At 47.7% G+C, this 17,694-nt stretch carries 16 protein-coding genes and 1 pseudogene; 13 read left to right on the forward strand and 4 right to left on the reverse strand.

The features are described from left to right. Positions 1 to 164 (forward strand): annotated as a pseudogene (locus KNQ07_RS16060) (IS30 family transposase); the annotation flags it as partial. A gap of 62 nt (positions 165 to 226) precedes the next feature. On the opposite strand, the gene KNQ07_RS00005 reads toward KNQ07_RS16060, so the two are convergent. After that, positions 227 to 664 carry a universal stress protein gene (locus KNQ07_RS00005; protein WP_026827730.1) on the reverse strand — a complete coding sequence of 146 codons (438 nt, stop codon included), beginning with the start codon at positions 662 to 664 and terminating at the stop codon, positions 227 to 229. A 152-nt stretch (positions 665 to 816) separates the two neighbouring features. Between KNQ07_RS00005 and KNQ07_RS00010 the strand changes: the two genes are divergently transcribed. Beyond that, positions 817 to 1,542, forward strand: a complete 726-nt coding sequence (locus KNQ07_RS00010; RefSeq protein ID WP_214763293.1) for an SDR family oxidoreductase — start codon at positions 817 to 819, stop codon at positions 1,540 to 1,542. A 59-nt stretch (positions 1,543 to 1,601) separates the two neighbouring features. Here the strand turns inward: KNQ07_RS00010 and KNQ07_RS00015 are convergent, their stop codons facing one another. Beyond that, positions 1,602 to 2,705, reverse strand: coding sequence for a M24 family metallopeptidase (locus tag KNQ07_RS00015; RefSeq protein WP_214763295.1), 1,104 nt, complete (start codon positions 2,703 to 2,705; stop codon positions 1,602 to 1,604). Between the two features lie 156 nt (positions 2,706 to 2,861). On the opposite strand from KNQ07_RS00015, the gene KNQ07_RS00020 reads away from it, so the two are divergent. Beyond that, positions 2,862 to 4,172, forward strand: a complete 1,311-nt coding sequence (locus tag KNQ07_RS00020; RefSeq protein WP_012371089.1) for a DRTGG domain-containing protein — start codon at positions 2,862 to 2,864, stop codon at positions 4,170 to 4,172. A 40-nt stretch (positions 4,173 to 4,212) separates the two neighbouring features. Here the strand turns inward: KNQ07_RS00020 and KNQ07_RS00025 are convergent, their stop codons facing one another. Further along, on the reverse strand, positions 4,213 to 4,530 hold the full coding sequence (locus KNQ07_RS00025) for a YtpI family protein (protein ID WP_012371088.1): 318 nt from the start codon (positions 4,528 to 4,530) through the stop codon (positions 4,213 to 4,215). Between the two features lie 66 nt (positions 4,531 to 4,596). On the opposite strand from KNQ07_RS00025, the gene KNQ07_RS00030 reads away from it, so the two are divergent. Then, the gene (locus KNQ07_RS00030; protein WP_214763297.1) at positions 4,597 to 5,535 is read left to right on the forward strand and encodes a DHH family phosphoesterase; all 939 of its coding nucleotides are present in this window, start codon (positions 4,597 to 4,599) and stop codon (positions 5,533 to 5,535) included. Positions 5,536 to 5,592: 57 nt separating this feature from the next. Here KNQ07_RS00030 and KNQ07_RS00035 read toward each other — a convergent pair whose 3' ends face one another. After that, complete coding sequence (locus KNQ07_RS00035) at positions 5,593 to 5,787, reverse strand: YtzJ family protein (RefSeq protein ID WP_114595250.1); 195 nt, start codon at positions 5,785 to 5,787, stop codon at positions 5,593 to 5,595. Positions 5,788 to 5,941: 154 nt separating this feature from the next. Between KNQ07_RS00035 and dnaE the strand changes: the two genes are divergently transcribed. The 9 genes from dnaE (at position 5,942) to icd (ending at position 17,683) form a co-directional block, all read left to right on the forward strand. After that, positions 5,942 to 9,109, forward strand: coding sequence for a DNA polymerase III subunit alpha (gene dnaE / locus KNQ07_RS00040; protein ID WP_214763299.1), 3,168 nt, complete (start codon positions 5,942 to 5,944; stop codon positions 9,107 to 9,109). A gap of 102 nt (positions 9,110 to 9,211) precedes the next feature. After that, positions 9,212 to 9,730, forward strand: a complete 519-nt coding sequence (locus KNQ07_RS00045) for a FadR/GntR family transcriptional regulator (RefSeq protein WP_214763301.1) — start codon at positions 9,212 to 9,214, stop codon at positions 9,728 to 9,730. Between the two features lie 21 nt (positions 9,731 to 9,751). Further along, complete coding sequence (accD, locus tag KNQ07_RS00050) at positions 9,752 to 10,612, forward strand: acetyl-CoA carboxylase, carboxyltransferase subunit beta (protein WP_214763303.1); 861 nt, start codon at positions 9,752 to 9,754, stop codon at positions 10,610 to 10,612. Then, positions 10,599 to 11,534 (forward strand): acetyl-CoA carboxylase carboxyltransferase subunit alpha, encoded by a 936-nt coding sequence (locus tag KNQ07_RS00055; RefSeq protein ID WP_012371082.1) that lies wholly within the window; start codon positions 10,599 to 10,601, stop codon positions 11,532 to 11,534. Before accD ends, KNQ07_RS00055 begins: the two co-directional genes overlap by 14 nt. A 153-nt stretch (positions 11,535 to 11,687) precedes the next feature. Next, entirely contained in the window at positions 11,688 to 12,650 is a 963-nt protein-coding gene (gene pfkA / locus KNQ07_RS00060; RefSeq protein ID WP_285801107.1) for a 6-phosphofructokinase, read from the forward strand. Between the two features lie 82 nt (positions 12,651 to 12,732). After that, positions 12,733 to 14,481 carry a pyruvate kinase gene (pyk, locus tag KNQ07_RS00065; RefSeq protein WP_214763313.1) on the forward strand — a complete coding sequence of 583 codons (1,749 nt, stop codon included), beginning with the start codon at positions 12,733 to 12,735 and terminating at the stop codon, positions 14,479 to 14,481. Between the two features lie 57 nt (positions 14,482 to 14,538). Then, on the forward strand, positions 14,539 to 15,009 hold the full coding sequence (locus KNQ07_RS00070) for a DUF441 domain-containing protein (protein ID WP_012371079.1): 471 nt from the start codon (positions 14,539 to 14,541) through the stop codon (positions 15,007 to 15,009). A gap of 217 nt (positions 15,010 to 15,226) precedes the next feature. Continuing rightward, complete coding sequence (citZ, locus tag KNQ07_RS00075) at positions 15,227 to 16,339, forward strand: citrate synthase (protein ID WP_214763320.1); 1,113 nt, start codon at positions 15,227 to 15,229, stop codon at positions 16,337 to 16,339. A gap of 69 nt (positions 16,340 to 16,408) precedes the next feature. Further along, positions 16,409 to 17,683 (forward strand): NADP-dependent isocitrate dehydrogenase, encoded by a 1,275-nt coding sequence (icd, locus tag KNQ07_RS00080; RefSeq protein WP_012371077.1) that lies wholly within the window; start codon positions 16,409 to 16,411, stop codon positions 17,681 to 17,683. Positions 17,684 to 17,694: the final 11 nt, after the last annotated feature.

Genomic DNA, 17,694 nt, shown 5'->3' on the forward strand with positions numbered 1-17,694 from the left:
ATGGTCTTCTCCGTGAATTTTTCCCGAAGGGGACAGATTTCGGAAAGGTCAGTCGTTCTGAAATCGCTCAAGCGCTCGCCTGGATTAATGGGAGACCACGAAAATGTCTTAACTGGAAAACTGCATACGAGGTCTTCACGGAAGAAGTGTTGCACTTAATTTGACAAACCGTCGTCTTAAAAAAGCACCCCCCTCTTTTTAGAGGGAGTGCTGAAAATAAGTTCAATTAAAGGCGGACGATTAAGACATCACATTTCGCATAACGGGTAATACTTTCAGAGACACTACCAATGAAGAAACGTTCGACAGCATTTAAACCGGTTGCACCACAGATGATCAAATCGACGTTATGATTCGGTGCAAGCTTTTTGGCGATGGTTACTTTAGGAGAACCGTATTCAATAGCAACTTCAACATCTTTGACACCACGTTCTTGAGCCGTCTTGACGTAATCATCAAGCAGTTCTTTCGCATAGGATTCGGCACGTTCGGTGATCGTCCGATCGTACGCTTCGACAGTCGCGAAAGTCCGCGTATCAATGACGTGAGCAATGACGAGTTTGGCATTGTTTCGAAGTGAGACGTCAATCGCCGTTTCAAAAGCACGTTCTGCCTCTTTTGATCCGTCGACTGCTACTAAAATGTTGTGATATACGATTGCCATCATGTATCCATCCCTTCGTGTTCGTCTGATTTTACACCCTTATTATACCATTCCCTTAAATAGAAGGTGAGGAACATTTAAGGAGATTTTAAAATTGTTCTTCGACAGCGGAACCCGTAAGATGGAAAGAGATGAAAGGAGGCGATGCCAAGATGAGGCACGCATTAATTACAGCAGGAACAAAAGGATTAGGTGAGATGGTGACCCGCCGTTTGCTTGAAGAAGGTTGGCACGTTACGGCACTACATCGCTCGGAACCGACATTTTCCTATGAACGGCTCCATTTGATTCAAGCAGACGTGACAAATCAAGATCAGTTGATGGATGCGGTCGAACAGACGATGGCTGTCCACGGTCGGATTGACGCGTTGATTTTAAATGCGGGGCCGTATATCTTCGAACGGAAATCGCTCGTCGACTATTCGGATGAAGAATGGAATGAAGTAGTAACCGGTAACCTGACAGCTAGTTTTTGGTTGTTAAGAAAAATCCTTCCAATCATGCGCGACCAACAATACGGACGTATCGTTACATACGGTTTTCCGGAGAGCGCTTCTGCACCCGGGTGGGTGGAACGGGCTGCCTTCGCCGCTGCGAAAAGCGGTATGGTCAGTCTGACGAAAAGTGTTGCCCTGGAAGAGGCCGAACACGGCATCACAGTAAATATGGTCAATCCCGGCAATATTGTAGGGGACAATAAATCGAAGCGGATTGAAGAAGCGGCAGCGGATGATCAGACACCTGTCGGACGAACGGGTGTCGGAGAAGATATCGCCCGGGCCATTTCGTTTTTACTGGCGGAAGAGTCCGGTCTGATTACAGGCGCAGTTTTAGATGTGACCGGCGGCGTCAATGTCGTCCATCAATCACGTCCTTGAAGAAGAGGAAGGCAAAAAAAGAGATCAATTCCGACTGATTCCGGAATTGATCTCTCTTTTTAGTGGGACGGGATGGACTGAAGATGTTTCGGATAGTGTGTCAAAGCTTCAGGACCGTTTTCTGTCAGATGAATATCGTCTTCGATTCGTACCCCGCCGACGTTTGGAACATAGATACCCGGTTCGAGCGTATAGACGATGCCGGCTTCTGCTGTCAGCAAATTGTTTGATGCGAGTGACGGGAATTCATGCACGTCGATGCCGAGACCGTGTCCGACACGATGCGTGAAGTAGTCTCCGTAACCGGCTTGATCAATCACGTTCCGGGCTGCTTGATCCAATGTGCCGAGGGTCACGCCGACCTGGCTGGCTTCTGTTGCAGCTTCAAGTGCCTGGAGAACGGTTTGATAGATGGTTTGTTGTTCTTCACTGGCCTCTCCGTAAACAAAAGTCCGGGTGATGTCTGAACAATATCCTTTCCATACGACACCGAGGTCGAACAGGACGAAATCGCCTTCTTGAATGACGCGGTCACCTGGGACGCCGTGCGGATCAGCGCTGTTCGCTCCGAATAGAACGAGTGTGTCGAACGACATCTCGCGGACACCTTTCTTTTTCATTTCGAACTCGATTGTTGAAATGACTTCCATTTCCGAGACACCTGGACGAATCGCCTGTTTGCCGATTTCGATTGCTTCGTCCGCGAGTGCGGCCGCTTCGCGGAGAATTTCAATTTCTTGAGCATCTTTTTTAAGGCGTAATGCTTGTACAGGTTGACCAATATCAAGGATGGCCGCATTTTCCTGGCGGGCTTCCAACTCTTTGAACCGGCTGAACGTCATATGTTCACCCTCGATCCCGATTCGGTTATTGGAAATCGAAAATGTTTTAAGGGCTTCGCTGATTTTATCAAAGGGATGTTCATGGTCTGCATACGTAATGACTTCACCGTCCCATGGACTTGCGGCAACGATGTTTGCTTCGAGCGCAGGGCAGAAAAGAGCGCGTTTCCCGTTTGCATCAACGATGACGGCCATTACGCGTTCATGGGGTTCCGCATAGACACCTGAAAAATAAAAGACACTCGCTTTTGACGTAATTAAGGCAACGTCAATTCCTGATTCTTGTAATACACGACTAATCTGGTTTGTCCGTTCTAACATATCGTTTCCACCTCTCTGTTCGTTTCATGATTCAGTATACCATCGTTGGAAATGGAAAACATTTCTCGTAAATCGGGACTAGTACACTTTTCATTCATTGGAGTAGTACAGTATAATGACAGAAGAGTAGAATATAGGAAAAAGAAGGGATACAGCATGCCTACAAAACATGAACAGATCATCCGGCACATTGAGGATCTCGATGTGGGCGCCAAAATATCCGTCCGGCAAATCGCAAAGGACTTAACGGTATCCGAAGGTACGGCCTACCGTGCCATTAAAGAAGCGGAAAATTTAGGGTTCGTCTCAACGATTGAACGCGTCGGAACGATCCGCATTAAAAAGAAACAAAAAGAAAATATTGAAAAGCTGACGTTTGCGGAAGTCGTCAATATCGTCGACGGACAAGTTCTCGGAGGACGTGACGGACTGCATAAGACGTTGACGAAATTCGTCATCGGCGCCATGAAGCTGGAGGCGATGATGCGTTACATCGATGTCGACAGTCTCGTCATTATCGGAAACCGGGAAAAAGCACATGAACTGGTCCTCGATGCAGGAGCAGCGGTCCTGATCACCGGCGGGTTTGATACGACGGAAGACGCAAAACGGTTGGCGGACGAAATGGAGCTGCCGATCATTTCAACGTCTTACGACACGTTCACTGTCGCGACGATGATCAACCGGGCGATTTACGACCGATTGATCAAAAAAGAAATCCTGCTTGTCTCCGATATCTTGATTCCTTTACACGATACGTTTTATTTACAAACGAACGATCCGATTTCCAGATGGCATGAACTCAATGAACAGACGAAACATAATCGTTATCCGGTCATTGATGAACAGATGAAGGTTGTCGGTGTCGTGACGGCGAAGGATATCATTGACCGTCCGCACGATTGGCCCGTCGAAAAAGTCATGACTCGTCATCCGATCACGGTCGGAATCCGGACGAGTGTGACGAATTCCGCGCATCAGATGGTGTGGGAAGGAATTGAGATGTTACCGGTCATCGATCAATACGGTCGGTTGCTCGGGATCATCAGCCGACAGGATGTACTGAAAGCCCTGCAACTTGCGAACCGCCAGCCGCAAGTCGGTGAAACGTTTGATGATTTGATCACCGGACAAATCAAGGCGGCGGAAGATGCGAGAGGACCTTACCTTTCACTGGAAGTCTCGCCGCAAATGACGAACTTCATGGGAACAGCTTCAAGTGGTGTGTTGACGACTCTGCTCGTCGAAGGGGCGACCCGGATGTTGCGTCATATGAAAAAGGGCGATCTCGTTATCGAAAACGTCAGTATCTATTTCATCAAACCCGTCCAAATCGAGAGTACGATTACGATCCGGGCAAATGTCTTTGATGTCGGGCGAAAGTTTGGAAAAGTGGATGTCGAAATGTATCAAGGCACACAAATCGTTGCGAAAGCTCTCGTGACCTCACAACTGATTGATCGATAACGTAACAGGACACAAAAAAAGACGGTATCTACCGTCTTTTTTAGGACTGTTCCGTCTGTTCCATTTCACGGACGACATACGGATAGATTTTTTTATAGCGGATGAAGCCGGCGATGAACGAAGCGACACCGATGACGATCAAAATCGAACAGACGACTTTTCCGATCGTCGTCGTCAATCCGTCACCGGAGACGAATTGGTTGACGGCAAACAAGATGACGAACAAGCTGAGCCAGATGCTCGCTTGCGTATTAAATAAAAATTTTCGGTTCGTGCTTTTCGTATGAAACGCACGTCGTTTGGCAAGCAGATATCCGCCGAGTGACAAAACGATTAACAGAATGAGAACAAACTGCATATGGATGACCTCCTTTTCTTTCTGTATCTATTTGTATCATATCAATATTTAGAGGAGCTGTGCACTGTGAAAGAACAAATCAGACAATTGATTGAACAAGCATCCACGATCATCATTCACCGCCATGAACGTCCGGATCCGGATGCGTTAGGCAGTCAGTTTGGATTGCAACGGGTTTTACAAAATCGATTTCCCGATAAAAAAATAAAGGCCGTGGGTGAAATGGCGGCTTCACTTTCCTTCATGGGAGAACTTGATTCGGTGGACGCAACAGAATATCAACAGGCGCTTGTCATTGTACTGGATACAGCCAATCAAGGTCGGATTGATGGAGCGGAAGCCTTGAACGGGCAACAGACGATTAAAATCGATCACCATCCGGATGAAGATCCTTACGCAGACGTTCAGATTGTCGATACAACCGTCAGTTCTACGTCGGAGCTGTTGGTCCATCTTTTAAATGAATGGGAGTACGATATCCCGGCCGCTGCAGCGATTCAATTTTATGCAGGAATCGTTGGAGATACAGGTCGTTTCCAATTCAGAGGGACGACAAGCCGGACGTTTTCCGTCGCGGCGCAACTGCTGGATACAGGGATTGATACGGATTGGCTCTATCGAAATATGTATCAGACGGAACTAGTCGCTTTACAGTTACAAGGTTACGTGTTGCAACACATCCAGTTGACGGAAGCAGGCGTCGGTTACGTCGTGTTGACGCAAGATACGTTGGCGACGTTCGATGCGACCGTTGAACAGGCCTCTCTTCTTGTCAACAGTTTTGCAGGCTTGAAAGGCTTAAAAGCATGGGCCTTGTTCCTCGAAACAGATAAGGAAGTGCGTGTCCGTCTGCGCTCGAAAGGGCCCGTCATCAATGAGGTGGCTAAAGAATTCAATGGGGGCGGACATCCGATGGCATCAGGTGCAACAATCAAGGATTTAACGGAAGTTGATAAGGTCGTATCCCGTTTAAATGAAGTGGCAGAAGCCTTTACTTTCGAATAAAAAAGGGCTGCTCGCCATCATCCTGTTTCGGATACATGGCGAACAGCCTTTTTTGCATCAATGAGTGGAAGCCTCTTCCTGGGGGATGAACCAAGTTCCCCGTTCTGTATGATCTTCAATGACATTCAATTCAAGTTCTTTGACGGACTTACGAATTTTTTCAGCGATTTCTTCAGTCTCGGTAAAAGCGGTGACCCCTAATTTCAGTTGTTCCACTTTTTCACGAGCGATTTGGCTACGGTTTAAAATCATGGCAAACTCTCCTTCCGTGCAAGTCATGATGTTCTCTTTTTATTGTAGCGAAAAATGATAGGGATGGCGAGACTGAGAAACACATAGATATGAAACTTCTGAAAACGTTTCATTTACAGGCGAAATATAATCAAGTGAGGATGGAGGAGACAGGATGGTCCAACTAAATGTCCGTACAGCATACAGTCCTTTGCAAAGTACGATTCGGATGGATCGTTATCTCGATGAAGTGAAGCGACGCGGCTTTTCGGCTGCAGCGATTTGTGAGACTTCTTTGACAGGCGTCCCGGCATTTATGGCAGGCTGTAAGCAACGGGAACTGATTCCGATCGTCGGATTCGAACAAGTCATAGAACCGGATGAACTTACGATTCTATGGTATGCGAAAACAAGCCTTGGATTAAAAGTACTTTACCGGCTGGCCAGTGAAATGCCGGTTGAAGATTACTCGGAGCTGATTGCCGTCCTCGAACCGAAACGTCAGGCACCGGAAGATGAAGCGCGCTTGCGGCGTCTCGTCGCCCAGTGGATGGGATCAGCACACAAAGCCACGATTTTACTTGGTGTCAAGGCAGTCCGTTCGACTGTTGAACGCGACAGCAGGGAACGATACCGTCAAGCGGCAAATGCCCTGGGAATTGAAACGATTCCGATTGATCCCGTCCGTTATCTCTTTCGCGAAGAGGCAGATGCGTTTCAAGCCCTGCGTGCCATTGACGAAGGTACGATGTTCGCTGAACAAAAGGTCAGCCGATCGGCTCATCTTAAACTGACGGAAGAATTACAGGATCAGTTTACGGACCGGGAATTGCGGTTGTTAACACGGTGGGCGGAGTCGCAGGAGACGCTGACGTTACCGTTTCAATCGCGTCCTCTTCCACAGGTGACGGATGATTCGAATCACGCCCTGAACCGGTTGGCGCACGATGGTTTACTTGCACATGGACATGTCGGGGAAGAAGCGACGAAACGGCTGCAGTATGAACTCGAAGTTATTGAAAAAACAGGATTTGCGGACTATTTTCTGATTGTTGAAGATTTGGTTCGCCACGCGAAAAGTGAAGGAATCCGTGTCGGCCCGGGACGTGGATCGGCTGCCGGATCACTCGTCAGTTATGCCCTCGGGATTACGACTGTCGATCCGCTGAAGTACGGTTTGTTATTTGAACGGTTCCTGAATCCGGAACGGATCACGATGCCTGATATCGATATTGACATTGAAGATGCGCGGCGGGAGGAAGTGCTTGAGTACCTGGTCGAGCGGTACGGCAAGCAACATGTCGGTCAAATCGGAACGTTATCGACTCTTGGAGCGAAAGCCGCCCTGCGTGATGTAGCACGGGCATTGGAATTTTCGAAAGATGAAACCGACGCGGCGGCAAAACAATTGGGAAAAGTGACGACGCTGCAAGGGCTCGAGCAACAAGCATCCATTTACCGTTGGTTCTCGGGCAGTGAAAAACGACGTCAATTGTTACAGTTAGCTCAAGCGATCGAAGGATTACCGAGACAACGTTCGATTCATGCTGCCGGCGTCATCATCGGTTCAGAGGAACTGATCGAGACGACACCGGTTGACTTACATGCAAGTGGACGGTTCGTCACACAATATTTAATGAAAGCAATCGAACAACAAGGTTTGCTGAAGATCGACTTGCTCGGATTACGTAATTTAACACGGTTACGGCAGATGGAGCAGTTGATTCAGCATGCGTACCCTGATTTCTCGGTCGAACGGATACCGGACGAGGACAAAGCGACGTTACGGTTGTTTGCCAAAGGAGAGACGGATCAAATCTTCCAATTTGAATCGGCAGGGATGAAACAGACGCTGCGCGAAGTCAAGCCGAACCGGTTTGAGGATTTAGTCGCGACGATGTCACTGTTCCGTCCGGGACCGATGAAGTTCATCGATCTCTATGCGAAACGAAAAGCCGGTCAACCTTATCAAATGGTTCATCCGATTTTAGAAGAAATTTTAACCGCGACCTACGGCGTCATTGTCTATCAGGAACAAATCATGGAGATTACACGCCGGGTTGCCGGATTTACGCTGGCTCAAGCCGATTTGCTGCGGCGGGCGATTTCGAAAAAAAGCAGTCAGTCTGTAGAAGCGGAAAAGAAACGTTTTATCGAAGGGGCATTGCAAAACGGTTTTGATTTAACGGTTGCCGAAACGTTGTACGATCAAATCGAACGGTTTGCCGGTTATGGATTTAACCGCAGTCATGCTGTTGCCTATACCAAAATCAGTTATGCACTCGGATATATGAAAGCTCATTATCCGCAAATCTTTTCATTGGTATCGATTGATCAACCGGAACGTCTCGTCCGCGTCATGCGGGAAAAACGGCTTCCGGTATTGCCGCCCGATATTTGGATGTCGGATTTCCGTTCGACATTAGAAGGCAAAGGAATCCGGCTCGGAATTCAGACGCTTCGGGGAATTACGGAAAAAGACTTTCATACGTTACGTGAAGCCGCGAAAACCTCGCAGACGATCACACAGTTATTGTCGGCAGTCGGGTGGGGGAAAAAGGAACGGGCGAAGATTGAGCTGTTGTTGTACAGCGGGGCATTCGATCGTTCGACTCATGGAGACCGGGGGCTTGCAGAGCAGGAGGTCCTCGACTACTTTACGATGGCTTCAAATACGCTGCTTCCGGACGAACTCGCAAGCCTTGGACGGAGAAAAACAACAACACAAACGAACCGGACAGCGACCGATTGGGCACGTCTTGAGCGCGAGTCACTTGGATTTTGGCTGACCTATTCTCCATTGATGACCGCGATGAAGCCGCCTGTTGAGACGACACATTTCCAAACCATCTCCCTTGAAGGGAATCAAACTAACTATCTGGTTTGTTATATCGAGCAAATCCGTGAATTCAAAACGAAGCGTGCCCAGACAATGGCAGTCATTCATGCCGTCGACGGGTATACGACGGAGGAAGTCGTTGTCTTTCCGCAACAGTATGCCGCGTTCAAACGTTCGTTGTATATCGGAAACGTGCTGTTAATTGAAGTGAAGGTGCAGGAACGTGAGGGAGATCGTCAATTCGTCCTCGAGCGCTTGCGTCCTTTGGGGCAGGACGTCCTATTCGTCAAACTGCCGTCTAAAAATGATCTCGCTGTTCTGGAACGGATGCTCGAATCGGCCCCGGGTGACATTCCGGTCGTCGTTCGTTATGCCGATACGAATGAAACCAAGCCGCTGCCGGGAATTTATGCCGTTCAACAGGAAGAGGAATTGATGGCGCAACTCCGGATTCGCTTCGGGGAAGCGAATATCATCCTGAAAAATGTGCCGCGTTCGAACTAGTAGTAGGTAATAAGATTTGTTATAATAAGGGGTAATTGGTCTGACCAATGACCGCCGGAATAAGGAAATGACGCATGCGTCAGGAAGGTGGTGCTGTACAAAATGGAGAAAAAGCGGAATGCTTTTGAAACGAATATTTCAGCAATCAAAACGATGATCGAAAAGGATGGCTTTGTGCCGGGAGATCGAATTCCATCAGAACGTGAATTGGCAGAACGACTGTCGATCAGCCGTCCTTCGGTGCGGGAAGCACTTCGGACGCTCGCTTATCTCGGAATCATCGAGACAAGGCACGGGGGAGGCAGTTTTCTTTTAAACCGGGATGACCATACCTACATTCAGATCATCGCACAATTTTTAGTGACCGGCGATTCAAAATTTGAAGATTTGGCAGGAACACTTCGTTTGCTTGAACAGGCAGCGTTTGTTCAACTCGCGGACGCGTCCATTCTAGAAGCGCACGTCGATTCCGATGCGGCATTTCGGGAAACGCTGATCGCTACAATCGACAATGATTTGTTTGAGCGGATCTGGCGGCAAGTGAATGCCTTCTATCAAAGTTTTGGTCAAGGGGAGCTCTATACGCGAGCGGAACGGGAAGCTTTTCTAAAACGATCGTAGGAACCACAAGGGGGAACTAACGTGCAAGCATTTTTTCGAAAACCTAAAAAATTTGTCACTCTGACGTCAAAGGAACAGCGGGTCGATGTACCGGTTGGTTTAATGACAAAATGTCCGAAGTGCAAACTGATCCAATATACGAAACAACTCGAAGCGAACTTAAAAGTCTGTGTCTGTGGATACCATCATCCGTTAACAGCGACTGAACGATTTGAACAATTATTTGATGCGGGAACGATTACGTATTTTGATTTACCGGCAGTCAAGGCCGATCCACTCGATTTTCAGGATTACCCTGAAAAGCTGAAAGGTGATCAAGTGCGGACAGGACTTGAAGAAGCGATTGTCTGCGGTGTCGGTCAAGTCAATGGATATCAGCTCGTCGCCTGTGTCATGGACGCCCGTTTCCGGATGGGCTCAATGGGAGCAGCAGTCGGAGCAGCGATTTCGGAAGCAATCCGTTACGCGACAAAAGAAAGATTACCCGTAACGATTTTTTCAGCTTCAGGTGGAGCACGGATGCAGGAAGGAATGGTCAGCCTGATGCAGATGGCGAAATCGAGCTTATTCCTGAAACAGCATTCTGATGCCGGATTGCTGTACGTTTCATGTATGACGCATCCGACGACAGGTGGAGTATCGGCAAGTTTTGCCATGTTAGGCGATTTTAATATCGCAGAACCCGGCGCTTTGATCGGCTTTGCCGGCCGGCGGATCATTGAACAGACGATTCGTGAAAAATTACCGGAAGACTTCCAAACGTCAGAGTTCTTACTGCAGGCGGGACAACTCGACGATGTCGTATCGCGACACGACTTGAAAACCTACTACACACGAATTCTGATGATGCACTCGGAGGAAACCAATCATGCAACCATTTGATCAACCAGTAATCGCATTGCGCAAAAAAATATTAGAACTGCACGATATGGCAGAGACGCAAGGCCTTGATTTCAAAGAAGAACTGAATTTATTGGAAGAGCGGCTGCGTCGGTTAGAACTCGATATTTACGGGAATATGAAAGCGTGGAACCGTGTGCAACTGGCACGGCACCCGGAACGTCCGACGACACTCGATTATGTGCGCTTGATTTGTGACGACTTCATTGAATTGCATGGTGATCGGCATGGATATGACGATGCAGCCATCGTCGGAGGTATTGCAATGCTGAATGGACAAGCCGTAACGGTGATTGGTCATCAGCGGGGGAAAGATACGAAGGAAAATATCCGCCGTAACTTTGGTATGCCGCATCCTGAAGGGTACCGGAAAGCTTTACGGTTGATGCAACAAGCAGTGAAGTTCAATCGTCCCATCATTACATTCATTGATACAAAAGGCGCATATCCCGGCCGTGCAGCGGAAGAGCGCGGACAAAGTGAAGCCATTGCGAAAAACCTGTTTGAAATGGCCGGAATGCCGGTCCCGATTATTTCGATCGTCATCGGCGAAGGCGGATCGGGCGGAGCACTCGGAATCGGTGTCTGCGATCAGCTGTTGATGTTGGAGAACTCCACGTACTCCGTCATTTCACCTGAAGGTGCAGCTGCCCTTCTTTGGAAAGACGCCAGTCTCGCGGAGAAAGCGGCGGAATCGATGCAAATCACGGCGCCTGATTTACTGCGACTCGGGATTGCGGACGGCATCATCTCAGAAGTCATCGGTGGAGCGCATTTAGATGTTTCATTACAGGCGGACAAACTAAAATCTGTTCTAGAACAAAAGCTTGCCCAACTGACCCGTTTGACACCAGAACAGTTAATCGAGAAGCGTACAGAAAAATATCACCAAATTGGCACATAACCTGCATGTAATCGCTATCATGATTGGCAGTCCTTATTTCGTGAGAGGATGAACAAACTGCTGTAGAAAGTTTATGCAGTCTGCCCTGTTGTAAAACAACAAAACTACGTGCTATTTTAGACTAAGATTAATAGAGAGGTGATTAACGTGAGTTTGAAACGGATTGCTGTTTTAACAAGTGGTGGCGATGCACCCGGCATGAATGCCGCAGTGCGTGCTGTAACACGTAAGGCGATTTTTCATGGACTGGAAGTGTTTGGTGTCTACAACGGATACCAAGGTCTGATTAACGGAGATCTCGTCCAATTGAACCTTGGTTCAGTCGGTGACATCATCCAACGGGGTGGAACGTTCCTGCGTTCTGCACGTTGCCCGGAATTCCGGACTGAAGAAGGACGCGCGAAAGCTGTCGTCAATCTGAAGAAATTCGAAATCGATGCACTCGTCGTCGTTGGTGGTGACGGGTCTTATCGTGGTGCTCAAAAATTGACGGGACTCGGTTTCCCGACGATCGGTCTTCCGGGAACGATTGATAACGACATCCCGGGTACGGATTACACGATTGGTTTCGATACAGCCCTCAATACGGCACTCGAAGCCATCGATAAGATCCGTGACACGGCGTCGTCACATGAGCGGACATATGTCATCGAAGTCATGGGACGCGACGCAGGGGATATCGCACTATATGCTGGATTAGCCGGCGGAGCGGAATCAATCCTGGTTCCGGAACGTCCGGAAGATTTAAAAGAAGTCTTGAACCGGATTCAAAGCGGTGTCAATCGTGGTAAGAAACACTCGATCGTTATCGTAGCGGAAGGTGCCGGACGTGCGCAGGATGTTGGAGACGAGATTGCCAAGGAAACAGGACTTGATACACGTGTCACGGTATTAGGTCATGTTCAACGCGGCGGTGCGCCGACAGCTGCTGACCGTGTACTGGCAAGCCGGATGGGTGCCTATGCGATTGACATCCTGCTTGAAGGTAAGCAAGGACGTGTCGTAGGTGTACGCGGCGGTAAGATGGTCGATCTTGATATCGACGAAGCATTGGATGAAAACAAACACGAACTGGATCTCGAAATCTTAGAGTTGTCAAAACAACTATCCATCTAAGGTAGACTGACATTCGTCGTATTGGTATAGGTTTATTGGCATTGTGATCGAACAGCCAAACATTGTAGGAGGTTTATGGAATATGCGCAGAACTAAAATTGTATGTACGATTGGACCGGCGTCAGAAAAACGTCTTCCAGAAATGATTGAAGCGGGTATGAACGTTGCTCGTCTTAACTTCTCACACGGTGACTATGAAGAACATGGTGCCCGCATCACGGATATCCGTCGTGCAGCAGAAGAAGCAAACAAATTAGTTACGATTCTTTTAGATACAAAAGGTCCGGAAATCCGCACGCATACGTTTGAAGAAGGTAAAGCCCTCCTCGCACGCGGCAAACAAGTCATCGTCGTCAGCGGTGACGCAAACGAAATCGTAGGTACAGCTGACAAGTTCTCTGTCACATACGACGGTTTATACGATGATGTCGAAGTCGGTTCAATGATTATGCTTGATGACGGGTTAATCGGACTCCGTGTCGCAGAAAAACTCGACAACCGTGAACTTCTTTGCGACATCGAAAACGAAGGAATCATTAAAACGAAAAAAGGGGTTAACTTACCAAATGTAAAAGTTAACTTGCCTGCTTTGACAGACAAAGACATCGCAGACATCGAGTTCGGAATTAAGAGCGACATCGATTTGATCGCTGCTTCATTCGTACGTCGTGCGTCTGACGTTGTTGCGATTCGTCAATTGCTCGAAAAACACAATGCCAGCCACATCAAAATCTTCCCGAAAATCGAAAACCAGGAAGGTGTCGACAACATCGAAGAAATCATCGCGATTTCTGACGGTTTGATGGTCGCACGTGGTGATCTCGGGATCGAAATTCCGACTGAAGAAGTCACGCCGACACAAAAAGATCTCATCAAAATCTGTAATGATTACGGTAAACCGGTCATCACAGCAACGCAGATGCTTGACTCGATGCAACGTTTCCCGCGTCCGACACGTGCGGAAGCATCAGACGTCGCCAACGCAATTCTTGATGGAACAGATGCCATCATGCTTTCAGGTGAAACAGCAGCCGGGGACTACCCGATTGAATCTGTTCAAATGATGCACACGATTGCGAAGCGTACGGAGAAAATGCTCGACTACAAAATGCTCTTGAAAGATCGTCAAACACGCAGTGAGCACACTGTGACGGATGCGATCGCTCAAGCGGTTACGCATACAGCCATCAACCTGGACGCAAAAGCAATCTTGACACCGACACAGTCTGGTTACACAGCTGCCCGGATTTCAAAATACCGTCCAGAGCCAAATATCGTTGCCGTCACACCGAGCGCGCGTGTTGCACGTCAACTCAACATCGTTTGGGGTGTTTACCCGATCGTTGTCGATCACCTCTCAGACAACACGGATGACATGTTGACACTTGCTGCTGATACAGCAAAAGAAGCAGGATTCGTCACAGACGGTGACCTCGTCGTCATCTCTGCAGGTATCCCGGCTCTTACAGCAGGTACAACAAACATGTTGAAAATTCACATCGTCGGTAAAGAAATCACAAACGGTCGCGGAATCGGTGAACGTGGTGTCGTTGGCGAAGTCGTCATCGCGCATACAGCTGAAGAAGCAAACGCAAAAGCAAAACCAGGCATGATTCTTGTCACGAACTCAACGGATCGCGACATGATGCCTGCAATCGAGATGGCTGCAGCAATGGTCACAGTAGACGGCGGATTGACTAGCCATGCTGGAATCGTTGGTCCTTCACTCGGTAAACCGGTTATCGTCGGTGTTGAAAACGCCATGACAATCTTCACGGATGGTCAACGTATTTCAATCGATCCGTTAACAGGTAAATTGTACAACGCATAATCACTGAAACGGATGTGGCGAAAGCCATATCCGTTTTTTCAAATCGGGGGTTTTAACATGGAAGCCTATCTGTTTTTGATCGGTCTCGTGTTGATCGGTGTCATCGCTCAAAACAAATCATTGATCATTGCAGCTGCTTTTTTGCTGATCATTAAGGCGATTGGTCTCGACGGACGTCTGTTTCCGTCTTTACAGGCGAAAGGCATCACCTGGGGAGTCACGTTAATCACAGCGGCCATCCTGGTACCGATTGCTACGGGAGACATCGGATTCAGGGAACTGCTCAACAGCGTACGGGGACATATCGGTATCATTTCGTTTTTAGCGGGAATTTTTGTCGCAATCATTGCGGCCCACGGTGTGGGTCTGATGAAGGAAGATCCCCTCGTCACGACAGCGTTGCTTGCCGGAACGATTCTTGCAGTCGGATTGTTTCGGGGTGTGCCGGTCGGTCCTTTAATCGGCGCTGGAATCGCCGCTCTTGTCATCGGGATGTGGGACATCATCGTCAAAGCAATCAGCGGCTAAGGGATGTTGTAATAGGGAACAGAATTAATTTTTTGATAATAGTATGCAAGTTCGTTCACTTTTTGGTTAATTTTGTTTATACTAAGAACAGAAACAAGATGGTCTATTCAGGAGCAAACGGTTCGATGTGGGGAACGACTCTTGCTTAGACGTCTTTTTTTCAATACGGAAATGAAAGCGTTTTAAATTTCTGGGGGAAAAAAAGGGGGATTTTTGTATGACACAAACAAAAGGTTTAGAAGGAATCGTCGCAACATCATCGAAGATCAGTTCGATCATCGATGGTCAGTTGACGTATGGTGGGTATACAATTGATGATTTGGCGGAGCACGCCTCATTTGAAGAAGTGGTCTTTTTACTTTGGAATGACCGCTTACCAAAAGAAGACGAACTGAAGCAATTGTCAGAAGCTTTGATTTCTGAAGCGACGGTTGCACCGGCAGTCCTTGAGACATTAAAAGTGGCGCCAAAAACCGCTAACGCGATGTCAGCCATCCGAACGGCTTTGTCACAACTTGCATTATATGATGAATCGGCGGAAGATATGTCGACAGAGGCGAATTACGCTAAAGCCATCAAACTCCAAGCGCAGATTGCGACACTCGTGACTGCATATGCACGAATCAAAAAAGGTCAAGAGCCGGTTGCACCGAAAGCTGGACTTTCATATGCAGCGAATTTCCTCTACATGCTGACAGGCGAAGAGCCGACAGAAGTAGCAGAAAAAGCCTTTAACCAGGCGCTTGTCCTGCATGCGGATCATGAGCTGAACGCTTCAACATTTACGGCGCGTGTCTGTGTCGCGACGTTGTCTGACATCTATTCAGGTGTCACGGCTGCCATGGGTGCTTTGAAAGGTCCGCTTCACGGTGGAGCGAACGAAGCTGTCATGAAGATGTTGGTTGAAATTGATTCAGTTGAAAAGGTTGACGAGTATGTTCATAATAAGTTTAAGAACAAGGAAAAAATCATGGGCTTCGGTCACCGTGTCTATAAGGACGGCGACCCGCGTGCGAAGCATCTCCAAGAGATGAGCCGTCAATTGACAGCACAAATCGGAGAACCGAAATGGTATGAGATGTCAGTGAAGATTGACGAAATCGTCCAATCGGAAAAAGGATTGAAACCAAATGTTGATTTCTATTCGGCTTCGACGTACCATGCACTTGGACTTGATACGGAATTGTTTACACCAATCTTTGCCGTTAGTCGTATGTCAGGTTGGTTAGCGCACATTTTAGAGCAGTATAGCGACAACCGCCTCATTCGTCCACGCGCCGATTATATTGGTGAAACACACCGGACATACGTGTCCATGAACGAACGTTAAAAAGGCGGAGAGGAGAAATCCTCTCCTGCTTTTTGATGACATCAATCATATTCAAGGGGGATTTTACAAATGGCTACAATTCAAGGCGAAAACATCACAGTAACAGACGGAACACTTAACGTACCGAATTCACCAATCATTCCATTCATCATCGGTGATGGCACTGGACCTGATATCTGGAATGCTGCAGTTCGTGTCTTCGACGCTGCTGTCGAAAAAGCATATAACGGCGAGAAGAAAATTGAGTGGAAAGAAGTCTACGCCGGAGAAAAAGCCTTCAACAAAACAGGCAACTGGCTTCCTGAAGAAACACTTGATCTGATTCGTGAACATATCATCGCAATCAAAGGACCACTCACGACACCAGTCGGCGGCGGAATCCGGTCGTTAAACGTTGCGCTTCGTCAAGAACTTGATTTATATACATGTCTTCGTCCGGTCCGTTACTTCACAGGCGTTCCTTCACCGGTTAAACGTCCAGAAGATACAGATATGGTCATCTTCCGCGAAAACACAGAAGATATCTATGCTGGAATCGAGTACGCATCAGGCAGCGAAGAAGCACAAAAATTACTTAACTTCCTGCAAACAGAGATGGGTGTCAACAAGATCCGTTTCCCTGAAACATCTGGTCTCGGAATCAAGCCGATTTCAAAAGAAGGAACAGAACGTCTTGTCCGTGCAGCAATCGAATATGCACTTGAAAACAAACGCGCTTCATTGACGCTCGTCCACAAAGGAAACATCATGAAGTTCACGGAAGGCGCATTCAAAAACTGGGGTTATGAACTCGCAGAACGTGAATATGCAGAACACGTCTTCACATGGAACCAATATGACCGTATCAAAGATGAAGAAGGTGCTGATGCAGCGAACAAAGCACAGTCTGAAGCAGAAGCAGCCGGCAAATTGATCGTTAAAGACTCGATTGCTGATATCTTCTTACAACAAATCTTGACGCGGCCAAAAGAATTCGATGTCGTTGCAACAATGAACTTAAACGGAGACTACATTTCAGATGCGCTTGCAGCACAAGTCGGCGGAATCGGGATTGCACCGGGTGCCAACATCAACTACATGACGGGCCACGCAATCTTTGAAGCGACTCACGGTACAGCACCGAAGTATGCAGGACTTGATAAAGTAAACCCATCTTCTGTCATTCTTTCAGGAGAAATGATGTTCCGTCACCTCGGATGGAATGAAGTCGCAGACTTAATCATTCAGTCAATGGAAAAATCAATTGAAGGCAAAGTCGTCACATATGATTTCGCACGTCTCATGGATGGCGCAACAGAAGTGAAATGTTCTGAATTCGCAGATGAACTCATCAAGAATATGTAATCTTGCATAGG

Origin of the sequence: Exiguobacterium sp. s145, assembly GCF_018618835.1 — a bacterium.
GTDB classification, from domain to species: Bacteria; Bacillota; Bacilli; order Exiguobacteriales; family Exiguobacteriaceae; genus Exiguobacterium_A; species Exiguobacterium_A artemiae.